Genomic DNA, 18,847 nt, shown 5'->3' with positions numbered 1-18,847 from the left:
CCATGCAACCACGCACCCCACGGCGCCGCGCGGTCGCCGTCATCGCGGCCCTCACCGCGTTCAGCGCGCTCACCGCACTCGGCACGACACAGGCACAGGCCACCACCCCCACGCAGGACCCGGTCACCCCGGCGACGGAGTTCTACGTGGACCCGCACAGCAAGGCCGCGCAACAGGCCCTCGCGGACGCCAGGAACGGCGACATCGAGAACGCCGTGAACATGGCCAGGCTTGCGAGTTGGCCGCAGGCCGAGTGGTTCACCAAGGGCACGCCCGACGAAGTGCGCGCCGACGTCGGCAAGCTCGTCCACCGGGCGCGTGCCGTGGGCCGTACGCCCGTACTGATCGCCTACAACATCCCGGGGCGGGACTGCACGCAGTACTCCAGCGGCGGTGCCGCGTCCTCCGCCGCGTACCGGCAGTGGATCGACGCGTTCGCCGCCGGGATCGGCGCCGACAAGGCGGTGGTCGTCGTCGAACCCGACGGCACGGCCCTCCTCCCCAAGGACTGCGGGCCGGCCGCGGATCCGACCGGTGAACTCACCGCCGCCCGGATCGCCGACCTCGCCTACGCCGTGAAGACCCTGAAGGCCAAGCCCCGCACCGCCGTCTACCTCGACGCGGGGAACGTCCAGTGGCGCCCCGTCGGCGACATGGCCCAGCGGCTGCTGGACGCCGGGGTCCGCGACAGCGACGGCTTCGCCCTGAACGTGTCCAACACCCACCCCACCGACCACAACGCCAGATACGGCACCTGGATCTCGAAGTGCATGTGGTTCGCCACCGCAAAGGGTGGGCCCGCCGGCTCGTGCGCCGGGCAGTACTACTCGGCGGCCGCCCCCAACGACGGCACGCCCGGCAACGCGGTCTCCTCCACCGACCCCACCACCTGGCACTGGACCGATGCCTGGTTCGACCAGCACGTGGGCACCCCGCCCACCGACGCGCTGCATCACTTCGTGATCGACACCAGCCGCAACGGCCTGGGCGCCTGGACGCCGCCACCGGGCAAGTACACCGGAGATCCTGAGGCCTGGTGCAACGCGCCCGGCCGGGGCCTCGGCCCGCGCCCCACCGCCGACACCGGCGTCCCGCTCGTCGACGCCTACCTGTGGCTCAAGATCCCCGGCGAGTCCGACGGCAGCTGCAGCCGCAACACAGGCGGCACCATCGATCCCGAGTACGGCATCGTCGACCCACCGGCCGGCGCTTGGTGGCCCGACCAGGCCCACAGCCTGGCCCGCAACGCGTCACCACGCCTGACGTTCAACCGCTGAGGCCGCCTCGGCCCGCTGGGAGATCGGCCGTCCTCCGGCTCCCCGAACCCGGCTCGGGCAACGTCTGGGAAGACTGGAGCCGGTACGGCGCGGCACGCCCCGGGGGCAGGGCGGCCGTCGCCATCGGCCCGCAGAGCATCCCACCCACCGGCCTGGGGGATCCCTGCCTGCGCGATGAACCGGAGCTGCGCGGCCCGCCCGCCCCGCGCCGTACTCTTCGGCGACGCGGGGGTGGTGCGCCGGCCGCTGCCCGCAACCGCCAGGGGCGTGCTGAGCGGGCCGCGCACCCTGGGCTCCGTGCCCCGTCTCGGCATTCCCGGGACTACGAACGGCTCGTTCAGCACTCGGAGACGCTGATCACCTGGGCCGCCATCACGCTCATGACCAGGCGTCTCGTCCGAACCGGCCAGAGGAAGCAGCAAGAGGCGGACCCGCCGATCCGTCAGCCTGCCTCCCGGCGAGGGAAGAAGCGGCGCCGCAGACGGTCACCGACTTCGCCGACGACAATCACCAGCACCGCACTCGCCGCACAGCCCGCAAGACTCGTCGGCTGGTCGATCAGCATCCCCAAGCCCAAGAAGGCAGCGGTAACAGCCGCCCACCACGCGACCCACCAGCCGACCACAGACCACCAGCGCCGTCTCTTCACGCGATCAAGATACGTCCCCCACACTCCGATCAGAGCCGGCCCGACGCCCAGAAACAGGTGCTCGCCCTCAAGGACGTCACCGTCGAGGTCCGACCCCTGACCTCTCAAGAACCGTCCCAGAGTCCCAGACGTCTGAGCCGGCGCTGCCGCAGCCGCTCTCCAGCCGCTGTCAGAGCCAAGGCGGCGCGAGTCGGTCGGCCACCGTCAGTCCCGTCGATGCCTCGAGCGAGCGGTCCTTCACAGAATCCATCGATCGCCCGGCAGACCGATATGGTTCATTGGGCAGCCAGGGGTAACCCGGCAGGTGGCTGCACCGGCTGGGGCCCCGCGCCGGTCGGTTGCGGCGCAGGGCCATCCCCGCTGGAGGAACCTTGTGATCGGCGAACCGACCGTCCCGACCTGCGAGTCGCGTTTTCCTGCGGTGACGGGGAGCATCGCGGCCGCCCGGCGGTGGCTGCGCGACTGTGTGGAAGGTTTCGGTGGACCGTTGCGCCAGCAGCGAATCATTCAGACCGCCGAACTGCTCGCCTCGGAACTGATCACCAACGCCATCCGCCACGGCGTCGGCCCACCTCTGGTCCGACTCACCTGGAACGGTAGGTTCTTGCGCATTGCGGTCAGCGACGACGGCGACCGCTGGCCCCGCAGCCGCGTCACCTCTCACACGGAGCCGGGTGGCTTCGGCATGCAGCTCATCGAGCGGCTCGCCCAGCGGTGGGGCGTCACCCCACGCCGTCCCGGCAAAACGGTCTGGGCCGAACTCGGTCTCGACCCCTGAGTTCGCCCTGCCTTCCTTGGGTGGGGCAGTGTTGCCCGCCTTTCGCAGGGACATGTCAGCGGAGTGGGTCGCAAGACTTGGTACGAGCTCGCCTCACCCGGGGGGATGGGTGTGGCCGGAGATACGGCTGTTGCCTGTCCGGTGATGAACGGAGCGGCGGCACGCGAAGGGCGCGGCCGCCTCGGCATGGCCATAGCCCTCTTGTCTCGTCCGCTGTGGAGAGCTCAGAGACGATGCCGCTCGGGTCCGAGCTGCGCCCACGGGTCAGCGGATCGGCATGGGGAGGGGCGTCGCCGGGGGCCGGCGACGGGCGGGGAATCTTCGGCCGTCACACGAGGGTTGACCGCCGAGGGGCTGGAGCAGGCGTGGGTCCGCGGCGCACAGTGCGGGCCTTTCGATGCTGCGCACGTCAGTTGGGTGCGGTAGAGGTTCGATCTGACTCGACGGCTTTCCAGGTTGCCCGGCAAGGGCATCGGGTCATCCCGTCGCCTGGGCCGGGCACGCCTGGGTCGTGGAGCGGACCGTGTCCTGGTTGTCCGGCTGCCGACGCCTCCACCGCCGGCAAGCACTTCCTCGCCTTCACCGCCATCGCCGCAACTCTCATATGCCACCGAAGACTCACCAAGCGAAATGGAATCTAATGCGGAGCACCCTGCCGAGAGCGCCGCCGACAAGGCCCCTGCGCGCATCTGACGTCCATGGCCGTCCGTGGCATGGGGGTCCTTCATCGACGGCTCAGTGCGCTGCGTTCACCGTCCTGGGGTCGAGGCCCAGGCGACGGGCATCGCGCTCGGGTCGGATGGCTGTCAGGGCGAGCACGCCGGCGAGGAGCATCACCGCGGCGGCGGTGAGGAACGCTGTGGTGTAGCCGGCGGCGGGAGACGCGGCCGCATCGATGAGGTGGCCGGTCAGGGAGGGTGCGACGAGGCCGGGCAGCGTGCCGAATCCAGCGACGATGCCGAAGACGGCGCCGCGCTGAGAGGTGGGCACGACCTCGGCCGCGGTCATGTAGTGCAGGGGAATGGCGATGGCGATCGTGCCGAAGGCCAGTCCGATCAGGATCAGCCGGACCGCGGTGCTCTCGATGAACGGGAAGGCGGCCATCGCGCAGCCCGCGATGCACACTGCGATGCTCTGGGCCGCCCCGCTTGACCAGCGGCTGCTGACGCCGCGCGCCTTGAGCGCGTCCACGACCGGGGACACGGCGAGCAGCAGGAGCAGGCTGTATCCGGAGATGGCGCTGATGGTGGTCGCGGTGGACTTTGCCGACATGTCCAGCTCGGTCTCGAGATAGGTGGGCAGCCAGGTATGGCTGAGGGACAGTGCCCATGCCGCGCCGAATGCGCTGGAGATGCTGCCGAGGACGGTGCCGGTCGACAGGAGCGTGCGGTAGGGCAGTCGAGGACCGGCCCCCTGACCGGCGCCGGTGCCGGCGCAGGTGAAGTCGTGGGGGCCGTCGTGGCCGATCTGCCACCAAGCCAGCGCCCAGACCGCGCTGACGGCGGCGAGGACGGCGTATGCCGAGCGCCATCCGTAGCCCGCGATGAGCCAGGTCACCACAGGTGCCGCGATGAGCGTGCCCAGGGCCGCCCCGCCGATCTGGAGAGCCGAGGGCAGGGCGCGGCGCTCGGGCGGGAACCACTTGTAGAGGGCGTGCATGGACATGGAGGCCGCCGGGCCCTCGGCGGCGCCGAGCAGGATGCGACCGGCGAGCAGGGTGGGCACCGAGGCCACGGCCAGGACCGGTAGCTGCGCGACGGCCCACAGCAGCGTCATGCCGAAGAGCAGCATGCGGCTGGAGAGGCGGGTGGAGAGAAAGCCGACGAGCAGTCCGGAGAGGCTGAAGAGGAAGTAGAAGGAGCTGGAGATCAGGCCGTAGGTGCTGTTGCTGAGGTCCAGCTCCTTCATGATCGGGACGGCTGCGAGGCCGAGGACCGATTTGTCGGCGAAGTTGATGACCATGAAGGTCACGATCAAGGCGGTGACCAGCCAGGCGCGGCGGCGCTCGGGAGTCGGGGCGGGGGCGGTGGTGTTCCGCGACTGCGCGGTGGTGTGCGGTGCCATGGGGTGACTCCTGCGGACGAGGGTGGGGCAGGGAGCGTGCGAGTGGGCGGTTCCCCGTGGCCGCGGGCCCCCGGCCGGGGGCCCGCGGTGCCGCCCGGACACCAAAGGAGTCGGTCAGATCAGTCCCTTGGCGATGGCGTTCTTGTGGATCTCGGATGTTCCGGTGACGATCCGGAACATCCGCAGGGTGCGGAAGATCTGTTCGACATCGTGGCCGCGGGTCAGGCCGGCCTTGCCATGGATCTGGACGGCCTGGTCGGCGACACGGAAGGCCGCTTCGGAGGTGAAGAGCTTGCACATGTTGGCCTCGACGGAGACGTTGCCGCCTCGGTCGGCCTTGGCTGCGGTGGACATCACCATCGAGCGGGCGGCGTAGATCTCGGTGGCCATCTCGGCGATCTTGTGGTGGATCGCCTGGTGGGCGAGGAGCGGCTGTCCGAAGACGACGCGGTTCGTCGCGTACTCCACCGACAGGTCCCAGGCGCGGCGGGCGGCGCCGATCAGCGACGGGCAGTGCAGCAGGCGGTTGAGGGTGATGCGGCCGATGCCGATGCGCAGGCCCTGGCCGATCTCACCGAGGAGGTTCGCGGCGGGGATACGGCAGTCCTCGAAGAGCAGGTCGCCTTCCATCTGCTGGCCCGACATGGGGACTTCACCGTCGAGGACGGTGCAGCCCGGGGTGTCCAGGTCGACGAGGAAGGCGCTGTACACCTCCTCCTCGTCGGCCATACGGGCGACGACGATGGCGAAGTCCGCGAAGGGGGCGGCTGAGCTGAACACCTTCTTGCCGTTGAGGACGTAGCTGTCACCTTCCAAAGTGGCGGTGGTCGTCATCCGACGTACGTCGGAGCCCGCGTCCTCCTCCGTGATGGAGAAGCAGCACGCCCGCTCACCGCGGACCACGGGCATCAGATAGCGCTCCCGCTGCTGCTCAGTGGCGTACTTCACGATCGCGCCGACGCGCAGAGGTCCGCCCATGTCGCCGAGGACGGAGTGCGAGAGCGCGGCACCGGAGGCGGTCAGCTCCTCCTTGAGCGCGCACAGTTCATAGAAGCTCAGGCCCTGACCACCCAGCTCGGGCGGCAGGCTGATGCCGTAGAAGCCGAGTTCCGCGCTGCGCCGCCAGACCTGTTCGAGGGTTGGACGGTCGAGCCTGGTCTCGGCGGTGATACCGCGCTCGCGCTCGTACGGGAGGAGTTCGTCGCGCAGATACGCACGAAGCCGGACGACCAGGTCCTGGAGGCGCGGGTTGTCGTCGTAGGAGGGTTCGAGGGTGAAGGGCATGCCGGTGGTCCTGTTCAGTTGACGCGGCGTTCGGCGCCCGCCCAGTAGCGGTCGCGGATGGCGCGGCGGTCGATCTTGCCGTTGGGGTTGTGGGGCAGCGCGGCGACGAAGTCGACCGAGCGGGGCTTCTTCATGCGGGCCAGGTGCTCGGCGCAGAAGTCGACGAGGCCGGCCTCCGTGAGGGTGGCGCCGTCCCGCACCACGACGACCGCTTTGACGGCCTCGCCCCACTGCTCGTCGGGGACGCCGACGACGGCGGCCTCGTAGACGTCGGGGTGCTGGTGCAGGACGGACTCGACCTCGACGGCGTAGATGTTGAACCCGCCGGAGACGATCATGTCCTTCTTGCGGTCGACGATGAAGACGTAGCCGTCCGCGCGGCGGCGGGCGAGGTCGCCGGTGAGGAACCAGCCGTCCCGGAAGGTCTCGGCGGTGAGCTCCGGCTCGTTGTGGTAACCGGGCACGACATCGGGCCCACGCACGGCGATCTCGCCGATCTCCCCGTCCGGCACGGGCTTTCCGTCCTCGTCGACGATGGCGACCTCCGCCTCGGCAAGCGGGCGTCCGCAGGACAGCAACAGCTCCTCGTCCTCGCCCTCGATGGCGCGCCGGTGGTCCCCGGTGGAGAGGAACAGCACGCCGGAGGTGGTCTCCCCGCACCCGTATCCCTGGGAGAGGACGGGACCGAAGACGTCCCAGGCGGCCCTGATGCGGGCCGGTGACATCGGCGCGGCGCCATAGATCAGCTGGCGCAGACTGGACAGGTCGTAGTCGCGGACGTTCGGCAGCGCGAGGACGGTGTTGACCATCGTCGGCACGACGAAGGCGTGGGTGGCGCGCTCGCGCTGGACGGTGGTGAGGAACTCTGCAGCGTCCCAGCGCGGCAGAACGATTGCACAGCCGCCTGCGAAGAAGATCCCCATCAGCGGCATGCCGGAGGCGTGGGTGACCGGCCCGGCGAGGATCTGGCGGTCTCCGGGACCGACCCGGGTGTCAGCGCTCATCACCGACTTGCGCATCAGGGCGAGCCTGTTGCCGTATGTCTGGACCGCCGCCTTGAGCTTGCCCGTGGAGCCCGAGGTGAAATGCAGAACGGCGGTGTCGCCCTCGTCGCAGTCGGTGTCGACGGGTTCCGGCTCGGTGCCCGCAAGGGTCTCGGAGTAGCCGGGGCCGAGCTCGCTCGGGCCGTCATAACCGAGCACGGTCTTCACCCCGGTGCCGGGCGCCGCCGCGCGGACGATGTCCAGGTGGGCGGCGTCCGCCAGGAGCACGCGCGCGTCGGACTCGGCGAGGAGATGGGCCACTTCCGCGGCGCCGAGCCTGGCGTTGATGGGCGCTCGGGCCAGGCCGGCCTTGTACAGGGCGACTTCCGTGACGACCAGTTCGGCTCGGTTGCCGGAGAGGGTCGCGACGCGGTCACCCCGGCTCAGGCCGAGAGCACGCAGTGCTGTCGCGAGGCGGTCACTGTGGTCGTCGAGTTCCGCGTAGGTCAGCCGGACCGGTCCGCAGACCACGGCCTCGGCATCGGGTTGATGGCCGGCAGTCCGGCGTACGTACCGCCCGAGATTCATCGCACCTCCAGAATTTCCGAACGCTGTGTTCGGAATCAAGCTTGGTGTGCGGCAACGTAAGGGCAGCGTTAGGGTCAGGTCAACGGTTCAGAGGAGAAGGAAACGAAGTGGACAGCAAGCCCGCGGGAGACCGCCGCGTCCGCAGGACACGCGCCGCACTGCGCCAGGCACTGGTCGAACTGGTGCTGGACAAGGGGTTCCATGCGGTCACGGTCGAGGAGATCACCGAGCGGGCCGACGTCGGCCGCGCCACCTTCTACGCCCACTACCGCGACAAGGAGGATCTCCTGGTCGGCATCGTCCGCGACCTCGCCGAGGACCGCGAACGCCTCCTGCCGGCGGTCCGGCAGGCCCATGCGGAGGGGTTCACGGGGCTGCCGGTGAAGTACATCTTCGAACACGCCGAACAGGAGAAGCCCGTCTATCAGGTCATCCTCCGGGGCGAGGGCGACGGTCGCGCCCTGCGCGAGTTCGCGGACCTCATCCGCACGCACGCCGAAGCCGCCTTCCGCGCGCGAGCCGAACAGCTCGCGGTGACGCCGAGGATCCCTCTGGACATCGTCGCCCGGGCCTGGACCGGAGAACTCATCGGCCTGCTCACCTGGTGGGTGGAGAACGACACCGGCTACGGCGCCGCCGAGATCACCGCCCACCTGCGCGATCTGTCCGTCTACGGCCGGGTCTGGGCCACCGGACTCACCCCGTCCGACGCGCCGGGGGCCCTCGACCTCAGTCCCTGAGGTGCCCCCCGCCACGCGGCGCTCGTCGTCTCCATTCGACCACCTCTCGCCGAGTTACCAGACAGCGTGTACGGTAACGAGCCCAGTAGGTGCACGACCGAAGAGCGGAGCGAACGCATGACAGGCATTCCCTCGTTGGCGGACCTCGTCTGGGCGCGGGGATACACCGATCCCGCCTGGGCCCGCTGGCACACGACATCGGGCCGGGAACTCCTTCCGAGCCGTCGTGTCTGGCGGGGCTCCGGCCAAACCTCCCCACTGCCCGCCACACCGGCAGGCGCACTCGACGGCCTCACGTTCACCGGGCCGCACGGCCAGTCCCTCACGCTCGCAGAACTCCTCGCCCTGGCGGAGACCGACGCACTGCTGGTCATGCACCGCGGCACCCTCGTCCACGAGGAGTACCTGCACGGCTACGAACCACATGTCCCGCACTTCAACGCCTCCGCCGCGAAGTCCTACCTCGGCCTGCTCGCCGCGACCCTCGCCCATGACGGACAACTCGCCCGCGATGCGCTGGTCACCCAGTACGTCCCCGAACTCGCCGGCACGGCCTTCGGGGACGCCCGGGTCGACGACCTCCTCCACATGGGCACCCTGATGAGCTACGCAGGCCGCCCGTACGACAAAGCCCTCGAAGCACAGCGGTACTTCGCTGTCCTCGCCCCCCAACTGCGCCCTTACGGTTACACCGGACCTGCCACGATCCGCGAACACCTCGCCACCGCGAGGCCGACCGGTGAGCCCGGTACCGAGTTCCGCTACGAGAACGGCAACGCCGAAGCCCTCGCCGAAGTGCTGCGCCGCGCCACCGGCACCACCACCTCGGCCCTGCTGTCCGAGATGATCTGGTCCCGCATCGGCGCCGAGGAAGACGCGTACTACCTCGTCGACGCGGACGGCTCCGAGGCCGCTGCCGGTGGATTCAGTGCCACGGCCCGCGACCTGGGTCGCCTTGGCGAGATGATCCGCTGCGGCGGCGCGATCGGTGACCGACAGATCATTCCCGAAGCCGTCGCCACCACCATCGTCTCCGGCGTGCCCGACGGCTACCCGCGTCGCGTCCGCTTCCCCGCCGCTCCCCCCAGCGCGCCGGCCACGCTCTCCTACCACGACCTGTGGTGGATCCTGAACGACCCCTACGGTTCCTTCATGGCCAGCGGCATCCACGGCCAGCGCCTCTTCGTCTCTCCCGCGCTCGACCTGGTCATCGTCCACTACGCCTCCCAGATCGTCTCCCCGGCGGTCTCCCCGGCACCCCTCGTCCAGGCATTCCTCAGGATCGGCACCCACCTCCACGCGTGACCGGATCCGCAAGGAGCACCGGGGCCTGAGCACGCCCCGGCCACCAGGCCCCGGACGGCACCATGCCCGTCGAAGACCTTTACGCACACGACGAGTACACCGAGGCCATGGCGCAGACCATCGAGGCCGAGCGGAAGGGCAGTCCGCTGGCGGAGGGGCTGGTGCAGGGTCTCGGCCTCATTGCCGCGCTGAACGCCTCCGCGGACAACGCATGCCAGGCCCGCGGCGAGGGCGACTGACGGCTCGGTCATCCATACCCCCGTGGACGCCTCTCGGGCTTCCCGTCGAGCCAGCGTGACGGGTGGGTCCGGGTACTCGACGTGCCTGCCGCTCCGCTGACCGCGGTGTCGCCTGCACTGCCGTGGGAGCGCTCAGCCGGGCGCCGGTCAGGCGTTCCCGTTCAGGACGGGCGCTCGCGCTTTCGGTGTTGGCGAGCCCGGCAGCGACCTCGTCGTGGGCCGCGCGCCACTGAGCGTCGTCGACACAGCCTTACCGCAGGGCCCGGCCGCTGGAGGGCGGATCCGGACGCGCACGTTGACGAGGGCGGCACCGAAGAGCGCCACGACACGGCGGGGACGACGGCTGGCCGGCCATCCGGCGCCGGCGACCTTGGCGAGGATGGCGGCGGTACGCCCTTCGTCCCGCGTAGTCCTGTACGGCCTGCGTACCGAGTGCCGCGATGACGACCAGGGCGCATGGTCGTGACGACGGCATGGTCGTGACGACGACAAAGGTCCGCATGATCGCCAGTGCAGCCTTTCAGGCGGGCCTTCAGCGCGCGCCCACCACCCGTCGGCGACCCAGCGGCCGTAGTACCCGGCCAGGGCACAGGTCATTGCGTCGGGCCAGGACTTTACCTTGGTGTGCTGCCGGGTGGGACCGGTTTCACGACTCGCTCAGCCTGTCGATGGCTTCCTCGACGCTGGGGTGCAGCGTCAGGAGCTGATCCAGCCCCGCCACTCGGAAGAGCTCGAGCATGACGGGGCTGAGTGCCGCGACCGAGAAGGAAGAGCCTGCGGTGTCGAGCTGACGGTAGGCCGTGATGAGGGCGGTCATTCCCGTCGAGTCGCAGTAGTTCAGTGCCGACAGATCGGCGATGACACCCGCGCCGGGGTCGCGCAGCACATCCTTCACGGCCTGACGCAAGAAGGGGCCCGTGTAGTGATCGAGTTCCCCGGCCAGCCGCAGAACGACGAACCCGGCCGGTGAGGCATGGGCGCTGATGGCGAGCGGGCCCTCTGGGTGGTCCATCAAGTCTCCTGTGCGGCAACGGCCCATGCCGTGCTGGTCGGATCTGTTCGGCAGACGCTCGTGCAGGGAACTCACCTTCGCCCCTGTGCATCGGTCGCCTTACGCTACCCCCACATGTTTCCCCGCCCGCCCGGACTATCCCTGGTGACCTCGTCTGCCTGCCGGCAAGCCGGGACCTTGCTGTGAGGGTCTTCTGTGCGCCCGGTCCGGGAGATGCCGACCACGGGCGAGACAGCCGTCATCCGTGTGAGGCAGACGACGCGTGCGGCGGCGTCGATCGACGATAGCGGGGCAGAGAGACAGAGTCATGGCCCCGGGGCGAACGGGGACGTGTCCGAGACGGGCGAGAGGCCGCAGGGGCAGGGCCGGTACGAAGGGAAGAAGGGGGTCGCGTGGCGCCTTCCGACGAGGTGGACCGCCGGAGCATGGCCGACGACGTGTTCTCTGCCGACCGTGTGGTCGGCAGGGACCTGGCCGCAGTGGACTGGGCGGACACCCCCCTGGGTCCGCCGCGGGAATGGCCGCAGAGTCTGCAGACGGCCGTCAGCATCCTGCTGTCGTCGCGGTTTCCCATGTGGATGGCCTGGGGCGAACAGCTGACCTTCTTCTGCAATGCCGCCTACCGGCGCGACACCCTCGGTCGCAAGTACCCGTGGGCTCTGGGGCGGCCGGCCAGCCAGGTGTGGGCGGAGATCTGGGACGACATCGGCCCGCGTATCGACACCGTGCTGCGTACGGGTTCGGCCACCTGGGACGAGGGCTTGCTGCTGTTCCTGGAGCGTTCCGGCTACAGCGAGGAGACGTACCACACGTTCTCCTACAGTCCGCTGCGGGACGACGCCGGTGACGTGGTGGGCATGCTGTGCGTGGTCAGCGAGGACACCGAAAGGGTGATCGGCGAGCGGCGCATGGCCACGCTGCGGGACCTGGGGTCCGATCCGAGCGTGATCCGGACCGAGCAGGAGGTGCTGGCCTTCGCCGACCGGCAGCTGGCGCGCAACCGGCAGGATCTGCCCTTCACGCTCACCTACCTGTTCGACGGCGACATCGCCCGGCTGGCCGGTGCCACCGGTGTCCGTCCCGGCCATCCGGCTGCACCGGCCGTCATCCCGGCCGACGCCCGCGACGGTGTCTGGCCGACTGCGGATCTGGCCCGCGGTGAGTCGGCCCTCGTACCGCTCGTCGGCGACGTCTTCGCCGGCCTGCCCGCCGGTGGCTGGCCCGAACCGCCCGACCAGGCACTTGTGGTCCCCTTGCTGCAGCAGGGCAGTGCGCCGTACGGCTTTCTCGTCACGGGCCTCAACCGGTACCGCGTCCTGGACGACGGCTACCGGGGTTTCGTCGAGCTGACCGCGGGACACATCGCCTCGGGCATCGGCAGCGCCCGCAGCTACGAGGCACAGCAGCGGCGCGCGGAGGAGCTGGCCGAGCTGGACCGTGCCAAGACCGCCTTCTTCTCCAATATCAGTCATGAGTTCCGCACGCCGTTGAGCCTGATCATGGGTCCCGTCGAGGAACTGCGCGCCCGGCTCGGCGACGCGGACGAGCCGGCGCGGCAGGAGCTCGACGTCATCCGCCGCAACGCACTGCGCCTGGGCAAGCTGGTCAACACGCTGCTGGACTTCTCCCGCATCGAGGCCGGGCGGATGCAGGCGCGTTACGAGCCCGTCGATCTGGCCGTGGTGACCGCGGAGTTGGCCAGTGTCTTCCGTTCGGCCGTCGAGAAGGCCGGGCTTGCCTTCGACGTCGACTGCCCGACCCTGGCCGAACCCGTGTACGTCGATCGCGGCATGTGGGAGAAGGTGGTCCTCAATCTTCTGAGCAATGCGTTGAAGTTCACCTTCGACGGTGCCATCCGGGTCAGGGCGCGGGAGGCGGACAACCATGCCGTAATCACCGTCGCCGACAGCGGCGTGGGCGTGCCGCAACCGGAGATGCCCCGGCTGTTCGAACGTTTCCACCGCATCGACAACGCCCGCTCCCGCTCGAACGAGGGCAGCGGCATCGGCCTGGCCCTCGTGCAGGAGCTCGTGCAACTGCACGGCGGCGAGATCACAGCCGACAGTACTGAGGGCGAGGGCACCACGTTCACGGTGCGCATCCCGTTCGGAACGGCCCATCTGCCCGCCGGCAGCGTCGTGGACGCAGCAGGCAGCACGGTGGCCTCCGTCACCGCCGACCCCTATGTCCAGGAGGCTTTGCGCTGGCTACCGGACCAGGACGGTGGCGCGGCGGTCGGGGGAGAGGTGATCCCTGCCGACGACGCCACCGCGCCCGGGCCCGCACGCACGTCCAGCGCCCGGGTCGTGGTCGCCGACGACAACGCGGACATGCGCGAGTACCTCACCCGCATCCTCGCGGCCGCCGGATACCGGGTCACCGCCGTCACCGACGGTGTCGAGGCCCTCCACGCCGTGCGTCGTGTAGCACCCGATCTCGTGGTCAGCGACGTGATGATGCCGCGGCTCGACGGGCTCGGACTGGTGGCGAGACTGCGCGCCGACGCACGGACGGCGTCGGTGCCGGTGCTGTTGCTGTCGGCCCGGGCCGGACAGGAAGAGTCGATCGAGGGACTGCGAGCGGGGGCCGACGACTACCTGGTCAAGCCCTTCGTCGCCGCCGAGCTCCTGGCCCGGGTGCGCGCCAACATCGAGCTGGCCCGGCTGCGCAGCCATCACCTGCGGTGGCGGACAGCGCTCATCGACTCCCTTCAGGAGGCGCTGTTCATCTGCGACGAGTCCGGAGCCGTGGTGGAGATCAACACCGCGTTCACCGACATTCTCGGCTACGACCCGGAGGACTTGCCCTACGCCCCGGTCCATCCGTGGTGGCCGGACGCCGGGTCGGATCCCGAGGCACGTCGGCAGGTCGACGAGGCCTTCGCCGAGATGCTGGAGCGGGCGCAGGGCAGCCGCACGGTGCCCGTCAACCACCGGGACGGACACCGCCTGTGGGTGGCTGCCACCTGGAACAAGGCCGAGGACCCGGACACCGGCCGCAGTGTCATCGTCGGCACGTTCCGTGATGTGACCGCCGAGCACTACGCCGTACAGCGCGAGACGGCACTTGCCGGGCTGAGTACGACGCTGTCGCGGGCGGCCAGCCTGACCGAGGCGCTCACGGGCGCTCTTCACGCCCTCAAGGGTCTCTGGCGAGCCCGCTGCGTGATGGCCGCCGTGTTCCCACGCGGTGACGTTCCGGAGTTCTCCGCCACCCAAGCCGGTCTGCGCTGGGAGGAACTGCCCGCGGACCGCCGGGAGAAGCTCACCGCACTGCGCCGACGGTCACCGCTGACCCCGTTGGCCGAGGACACGGGTGCGGGCGTCCTGCTCGAACATCCGGAGGGCCCGCTGGCCCTGTGGGTCGACCTGGGGGAGCACCGGCCCTTCACCTCCGAGGACCAGCTGCTGCTGTCGTTGCTGGCCGGGCACCTCGCGCAGGGTCTGGTCCGGGCGCACCAGATCGACCAGCAGCGGGAGACGGCGATCGCGCTGCAGCGCGCCATCCTCGGCCCCGCACGGCTACCGGACGGCTTCGCGGTGCGCTACGAGCCCGCCACCCGCCCCCTGGAAGTGGGAGGCGACTGGTACGACACCGTCGCCCTGCCGGACGGCCGGATCGGGATCGTGGTGGGGGACTGCGTCGGACGCGGCTTGGAGGCGGCCAGCGTCATGGGGCAGTTGCGCAGCGCCTGCCGCGCACTGCTGCTCCAGGACTCCAGCCCGTCCCGGACGCTGATGGCCCTCGACCAGTTTGCCGCGAGCGTGCCCGGCGCCTTGTGCACCACCGTCTTCTGCGGCGTCCTCGACTCCGGTACGGGGGAACTCACCTACTCAAGCGCCGGGCATCCGCCCGGCATCGTCGCACACCCCGACGGCACCACCCGGATGCTGGAGGAAGGCCGCTCGTTGCCGCTGGCCGTACGGCCGGGTCGGCAGCGCCCCGAAGCCGCGTACAGGCTGCCCGCGCGCGCCACGCTGCTCCTGTACACCGACGGCCTCGTGGAACGCCGTCGGCGACCTCTCAGCGCGGGGATCGACCAGGCGAGCGAGGCAGTGCAGGAGGGCCGCGACGTCCCGATCGACGACCTCGCGAGCCAGGTGATGGCGCGGCTCGCGCCGGCCGGCGGCTACGAGGACGACGTAGCCCTGCTGCTGTACCGTCACCCAGCGCCCCTTGAGGTGTCCTTCCCCGCGGAATCGTCGCAGCTCGCGCCGGTACGCAAGGCCCTGCGCAGCTGGCTCGACCAGTGCGGTCTGCCACCGAGCACGATCCAGAGCGTGCTCGTGGCCGCAGGGGAGGCCTGCGCCAACGCCATCGAGCACGGTCACCGGCACACTCCGGGAGAAGCGGTGCAGTTGCGTGCCGAGGCCTTTGTCGACAACCTGCGTCTGACAGTCGCGGACAGTGGCCGGTGGAAGACCCCCCGTCCCGAGCTCAACACCCACCGCGGTCGGGGAGTGGCCCTCATGCGGGCCATGATGCAGCAGGTCACCATCACTCCCGGCCCGGCCGGCACCACCGTCGACATGCAGATGAGGATCGCCTGATGACCACTCCCCTGACCCTCCTCCCCGAACGGGGACCGGACGGCACTGCGCGGCTCGTGGTGCGCGGCGAGATCGACATGAGCAACGCCGGCTCACTGGCCGAGGCACTCGACGCCCACTCCGGACCTGTCGTTGTGGACATGACCGGGGTGGAGTACCTCGACAGCGCAGGGCTGAATGTCCTCTTCGCTCACGCCGACCGGCTCGAACTCGTCGTCACCCCTCTGCTGGAGCCGGTGCTCGAGGTCTCGGGCCTCGCCGGCCTGGCCACCGTCCGTGGCCTCGGAGGTGAAGAGTGACACCGCCAGTCCCGCGGACTCTGTCCGCCCCGCTCGCCACCGCAGCAACCGAGACCCTCGGCCCGGAGAGATGACCGACATCCTTGACGTAACCGTTCGATACACAGCCCGCAGCGCCGTCGTCACCGCCACCGGAGACGTGGATCTGCACACCGCGCCCCTACTGCATGACCGAGTCCTGGCCGTCGTACAGCAGGGAACCCCGCATCTCGTCATGGATCTGGGGCAGGTCGGGTTCGTGGACTCCACCGGACTCAGCGCTCTGATCAGACTTCTGCAGGCGGCCGACGAGGCAGGCGGCTCACTCCGCCTCGCCGACGTCCCGGAGCGCCTCAGTCGCATGATCACCACGACTGGCATGTCCCAGATGATGGCCGTCCACGCCACGGTCGCCGACGCCCTGGCCGCCCAGGCCGCCGCGGAAGCTCCTCTGGCCCGTCACGGCAGGGACACCGGCACGTCGGCAGGGCGGAAGCCGTGACATCGCCGGCCTGTCTCGTCGTACGTCTGCATCCGGCGGTGAACAAGTGGCCGAAGTTACCGACGGAGCCGTCATGAGAGCCCGGGGACGGGGCACCGGTCCATGTCAGGGCCGACAGAGCCGTGTGGACGAACGCGGCACACGGGGTTCAGTGAGGGGGCGAGATGACAGCTCAGCATGAGCTGCGACCGACGAGTGGCAACCGGTCCGGAGCGGTGCACGACACGGACGAGGACCTGTCGCTGCTGTTCGGCACGTCCACCGCGCTGTTCGCATCCATGGCAGGGCCCGCACACGTGCTGGAGGCGGCGAACCCGGCCTTCTTCGCAGCCATCGGCGGAGGCCGGCGCGAACGTACCGGCGTACCGTTGGCCGAGCTCATGCCCGAGCTGACAGACCAGGGATTCATCAGCCTCCTCGATCATGTGTACCGGACAGGCTCCCGGCACGTCGGCCGCAATACCCAGGCCGTGCTCGGGGTCGGCAAGGAGGCGCGCGAGGCGTACTTCGACTTCACCTACGAACCCCGCCGCGACGCCGGCGGGAACGTCATCGGCGTACGCATGATCGGCGTGGAGACCACTCAGGTCAGGCATGCCCGGCGGCTCGCCGCCGAGCAGCGCGCACTGCTGGAGCAGATCGCCCGCGACGCGCCCTTGCCGGACGTGCTGGACGGCATGTGCAGGACAATAGAGGAACTGTCCCCCGAGGTGATCGTCTCGGTCCTGCTGGCCGACGAGGACGGCCGCCATCTGCGCCACGGTGCGGCTCCCAGCCTGCCCGACTTCTACAACAAGGCCATCGACGGCATTGCCACCGGCGAAGGCGTGGGGTCCTGCGGTACAGCGGCGCACCGCCGCCGCGTCGTATCCGTCAGCGACATCGCCACCGACCCTCTGTGGGACGACTTCCGGGACCTCGCGGGTGAGGCCGGGCTCGCCGCGTGCTGGTCGACACCGATCCTCGCGCGCGACGGACAGCTGCTCGGCACCTTCGCGATGTACCACCGTGTACCGCGCGTTCCCCAGGACACCGACCTGGCGCTGGCCCGCGTCTTCGCCGACACAGCGGCCCTCGCCATCGAGCGCCACCATGCCGAACGGGCACGGTTGGCGGCCCACGCCCGGGAGAAGGCAGCCCGGGACGACATGGCCTTCCTGCTCACCGCCAGCACCGCCTTGTCCGGGCGATTGGACGAGACGCAGACGCTGCAGCGGCTGGCCGCCCTGTCCAGCCCGACGCTCGCGCCCTTGGCCGCGGTGGACGTGATGGAGGGCGGACGCCTGCACCGGGTGGCGGCCGCCGCTCCGACCGAGGAGGCCCGCGCCCTGCTCGCCCACCACACCCCGGGCCGCGACGCCGAGGACGACGCCGTCGCGCGTGTTCTGGCTTCCGGCATGACCGAGGTGGCCCGACGCACACCGACCGGTCCTGGCCCCTGGCGTGCTCTCGGCGTCACCGGCTACGTCTGTGTGCCCCTCCTGGACCGAGGACGGCCCTTCGGCGTGCTCACCCTGCTGTCCGCCGACGGACATGCCTTCGACGGGCACCGGGTCGCCCTGGCGGAGGAAGTGGCCCGCCGTGCCGCTTCGGCTGCCCGCAGCGCACGCCAGTACGAGCAGCGAGCGGCCCTCGCCCGCGACCTGCAGACCGGTCTGCTGCTTCCCGACCTGCCGGACATCCCCGGAGCCCAGCTCGCCGCCTTCTACCACCCGGCCGGTGAGGGACTGGAGATCGGCGGTGACTTCTACGACGTCTTCGTCCGACGCGACAACAGCTGGGCCTTCATCCTCGGCGACGTCTGCGGACGCGGCGCCAAGGCGGCCACCACCACAGCCCTGGTCCGCCACACCGCCCGTGCCGTCGCCGGGCTCCTCGACGACCCGGCAGATGTCGTCAAGGCCGTCGACAAGGCACTGAACGACCGATACGCCGACCAGAACAACGGCTTCGTGACCCTCGTGTACGGCCACCTCGCACCGACGGCCGACGGACTCGCCGTTCACCTGGTCAGAGCCGGCCACACGCCACCCCTGCTGCTCGACGCCGACCACGTGGTCGACACAGTCGATGTGTCGGGCGGGCTGCTCGGCATCGGCATCCCACTCCGGCTCACCGCCCGCCGGTTCACCCTGCGTCCCGGTGAGAGCCTGCTGATGTACACCGACGGCCTCACCGAGTGCCGGGCCGACGGGAACGAGCAGTACGGTGAGGCGCGGCTTGCCGAGGCTCTGGCCTCGGTCCCGCACCGGCCGACTCCTGCGGACATCGTCAGGACGGTGGCCGAGGACGTCCGCGGCTTCCTGCACGACGCCGATGTGGAGGACGACCAGGCTGCGCTGGTCATCACCGCCGCCGAGCCGGTGCCCCGCCAGGACTGACCGACGGTGTCCGATGTTGCGCGGTCAGAGCCGGGTGCCCGGCTGCGGGCTCTGGTCGGGGCGGGTACGCGGGTCCTATCGGTGGTTCTCCGCTGACTCCCGGTGCCGGAGTGAACCAACCACCTTGACCGCATGTCGTCAGGAGTTGTGCGTGAACAGCGCAGGACAAGGTGGAGAGACGCTGCCTCCTCTGGACGCGATCCGCTGCCGTCCCCGC

The 18,847-nt window shown here is 70.1% G+C and carries 13 protein-coding genes and 2 pseudogenes; 11 read left to right on the top strand and 4 right to left on the bottom strand.

Annotated elements, in window-relative coordinates; translation table 11 throughout:
- Positions 1-2 precede the first annotated feature (2 nt).
- From ACZ64A_RS33855 to ACZ64A_RS33840, 4 genes and pseudogenes are all read left to right on the top strand, one after another.
- Positions 3-1,277 carry a glycoside hydrolase family 6 protein gene (locus ACZ64A_RS33855; protein ID WP_469815764.1) on the top strand — a complete coding sequence of 425 codons (1,275 nt, stop codon included), beginning with the start codon at positions 3-5 and terminating at the stop codon, positions 1,275-1,277.
- A 308-nt stretch (positions 1,278-1,585) separates the two neighbouring features.
- Positions 1,586-1,687, top strand: a pseudogene (locus ACZ64A_RS33850) (IS5-like element IS4811 family transposase); the annotation flags it as partial.
- A 612-nt stretch (positions 1,688-2,299) separates the two neighbouring features.
- Positions 2,300-2,704: an ATP-binding protein gene (locus tag ACZ64A_RS33845; protein WP_469815763.1), complete on the top strand. Its 405-nt coding sequence runs from the start codon at positions 2,300-2,302 to the stop codon at positions 2,702-2,704.
- Positions 2,705-3,157: 453 nt separating this feature from the next.
- Positions 3,158-3,345, top strand: a pseudogene (locus tag ACZ64A_RS33840) (IS5/IS1182 family transposase); the annotation flags it as partial.
- A 94-nt stretch (positions 3,346-3,439) separates the two neighbouring features.
- Here ACZ64A_RS33840 and ACZ64A_RS33835 read toward each other — a convergent pair.
- The 3 genes from ACZ64A_RS33835 to ACZ64A_RS33825 all read right to left on the bottom strand — a co-directional run bounded on the left by ACZ64A_RS33835 (position 3,440) and on the right by ACZ64A_RS33825 (position 7,623).
- A complete protein-coding gene (locus ACZ64A_RS33835; protein WP_469815762.1) occupies positions 3,440-4,768 on the bottom strand; it encodes an MFS transporter in 1,329 nt (442 codons plus the stop codon).
- A 114-nt stretch (positions 4,769-4,882) separates the two neighbouring features.
- Entirely contained in the window at positions 4,883-6,052 is a 1,170-nt protein-coding gene (locus ACZ64A_RS33830; RefSeq protein WP_469815761.1) for an acyl-CoA dehydrogenase family protein, read from the bottom strand.
- A gap of 14 nt (positions 6,053-6,066) precedes the next feature.
- Positions 6,067-7,623 carry an acyl-CoA synthetase gene (locus ACZ64A_RS33825; protein WP_469815760.1) on the bottom strand — a complete coding sequence of 519 codons (1,557 nt, stop codon included), beginning with the start codon at positions 7,621-7,623 and terminating at the stop codon, positions 6,067-6,069.
- Positions 7,624-7,730: 107 nt separating this feature from the next.
- On the opposite strand from ACZ64A_RS33825, the gene ACZ64A_RS33820 reads away from it, so the two are divergent.
- The 3 genes from ACZ64A_RS33820 (at position 7,731) to ACZ64A_RS33810 (ending at position 9,907) form a co-directional block, all read left to right on the top strand.
- Positions 7,731-8,363 carry a TetR/AcrR family transcriptional regulator gene (locus tag ACZ64A_RS33820; RefSeq protein ID WP_469815759.1) on the top strand — a complete coding sequence of 211 codons (633 nt, stop codon included), beginning with the start codon at positions 7,731-7,733 and terminating at the stop codon, positions 8,361-8,363.
- A 117-nt stretch (positions 8,364-8,480) separates the two neighbouring features.
- On the top strand, positions 8,481-9,668 hold the full coding sequence (locus ACZ64A_RS33815; protein ID WP_469815758.1) for a serine hydrolase domain-containing protein: 1,188 nt from the start codon (positions 8,481-8,483) through the stop codon (positions 9,666-9,668).
- Positions 9,669-9,730: 62 nt separating this feature from the next.
- Positions 9,731-9,907, top strand: coding sequence for a hypothetical protein (locus ACZ64A_RS33810; RefSeq protein ID WP_469815757.1), 177 nt, complete (start codon positions 9,731-9,733; stop codon positions 9,905-9,907).
- 646 nt (positions 9,908-10,553) lie between these two features.
- Here the strand turns inward: ACZ64A_RS33810 and ACZ64A_RS33805 are convergent.
- Positions 10,554-10,994, bottom strand: coding sequence for an STAS domain-containing protein (locus tag ACZ64A_RS33805; RefSeq protein WP_469815756.1), 441 nt, complete (start codon positions 10,992-10,994; stop codon positions 10,554-10,556).
- Between the two features lie 350 nt (positions 10,995-11,344).
- On the opposite strand from ACZ64A_RS33805, the gene ACZ64A_RS33800 reads away from it, so the two are divergent.
- The 4 genes from ACZ64A_RS33800 (at position 11,345) to ACZ64A_RS33785 (ending at position 18,630) form a co-directional block, all read left to right on the top strand.
- Complete coding sequence (locus ACZ64A_RS33800; RefSeq protein ID WP_469815781.1) at positions 11,345-15,469, top strand: SpoIIE family protein phosphatase; 4,125 nt, start codon at positions 11,345-11,347, stop codon at positions 15,467-15,469.
- Positions 15,469-15,768 carry an STAS domain-containing protein gene (locus ACZ64A_RS33795; protein WP_469815755.1) on the top strand — a complete coding sequence of 100 codons (300 nt, stop codon included), beginning with the start codon at positions 15,469-15,471 and terminating at the stop codon, positions 15,766-15,768. The genes ACZ64A_RS33800 and ACZ64A_RS33795 overlap by 1 nt, the downstream gene beginning before the upstream one ends.
- A gap of 70 nt (positions 15,769-15,838) precedes the next feature.
- Positions 15,839-16,249, top strand: coding sequence for an STAS domain-containing protein (locus ACZ64A_RS33790; RefSeq protein WP_469815754.1), 411 nt, complete (start codon positions 15,839-15,841; stop codon positions 16,247-16,249).
- Positions 16,250-16,413: 164 nt separating this feature from the next.
- Positions 16,414-18,630: a SpoIIE family protein phosphatase gene (locus ACZ64A_RS33785; protein ID WP_469815753.1), complete on the top strand. Its 2,217-nt coding sequence runs from the start codon at positions 16,414-16,416 to the stop codon at positions 18,628-18,630.
- Positions 18,631-18,847 lie beyond the last annotated feature (217 nt).

The organism is Streptomyces sp. NPDC104814, from assembly GCF_055583185.1.
This window is presented reverse-complemented; position numbering and strand designations above follow the sequence as displayed.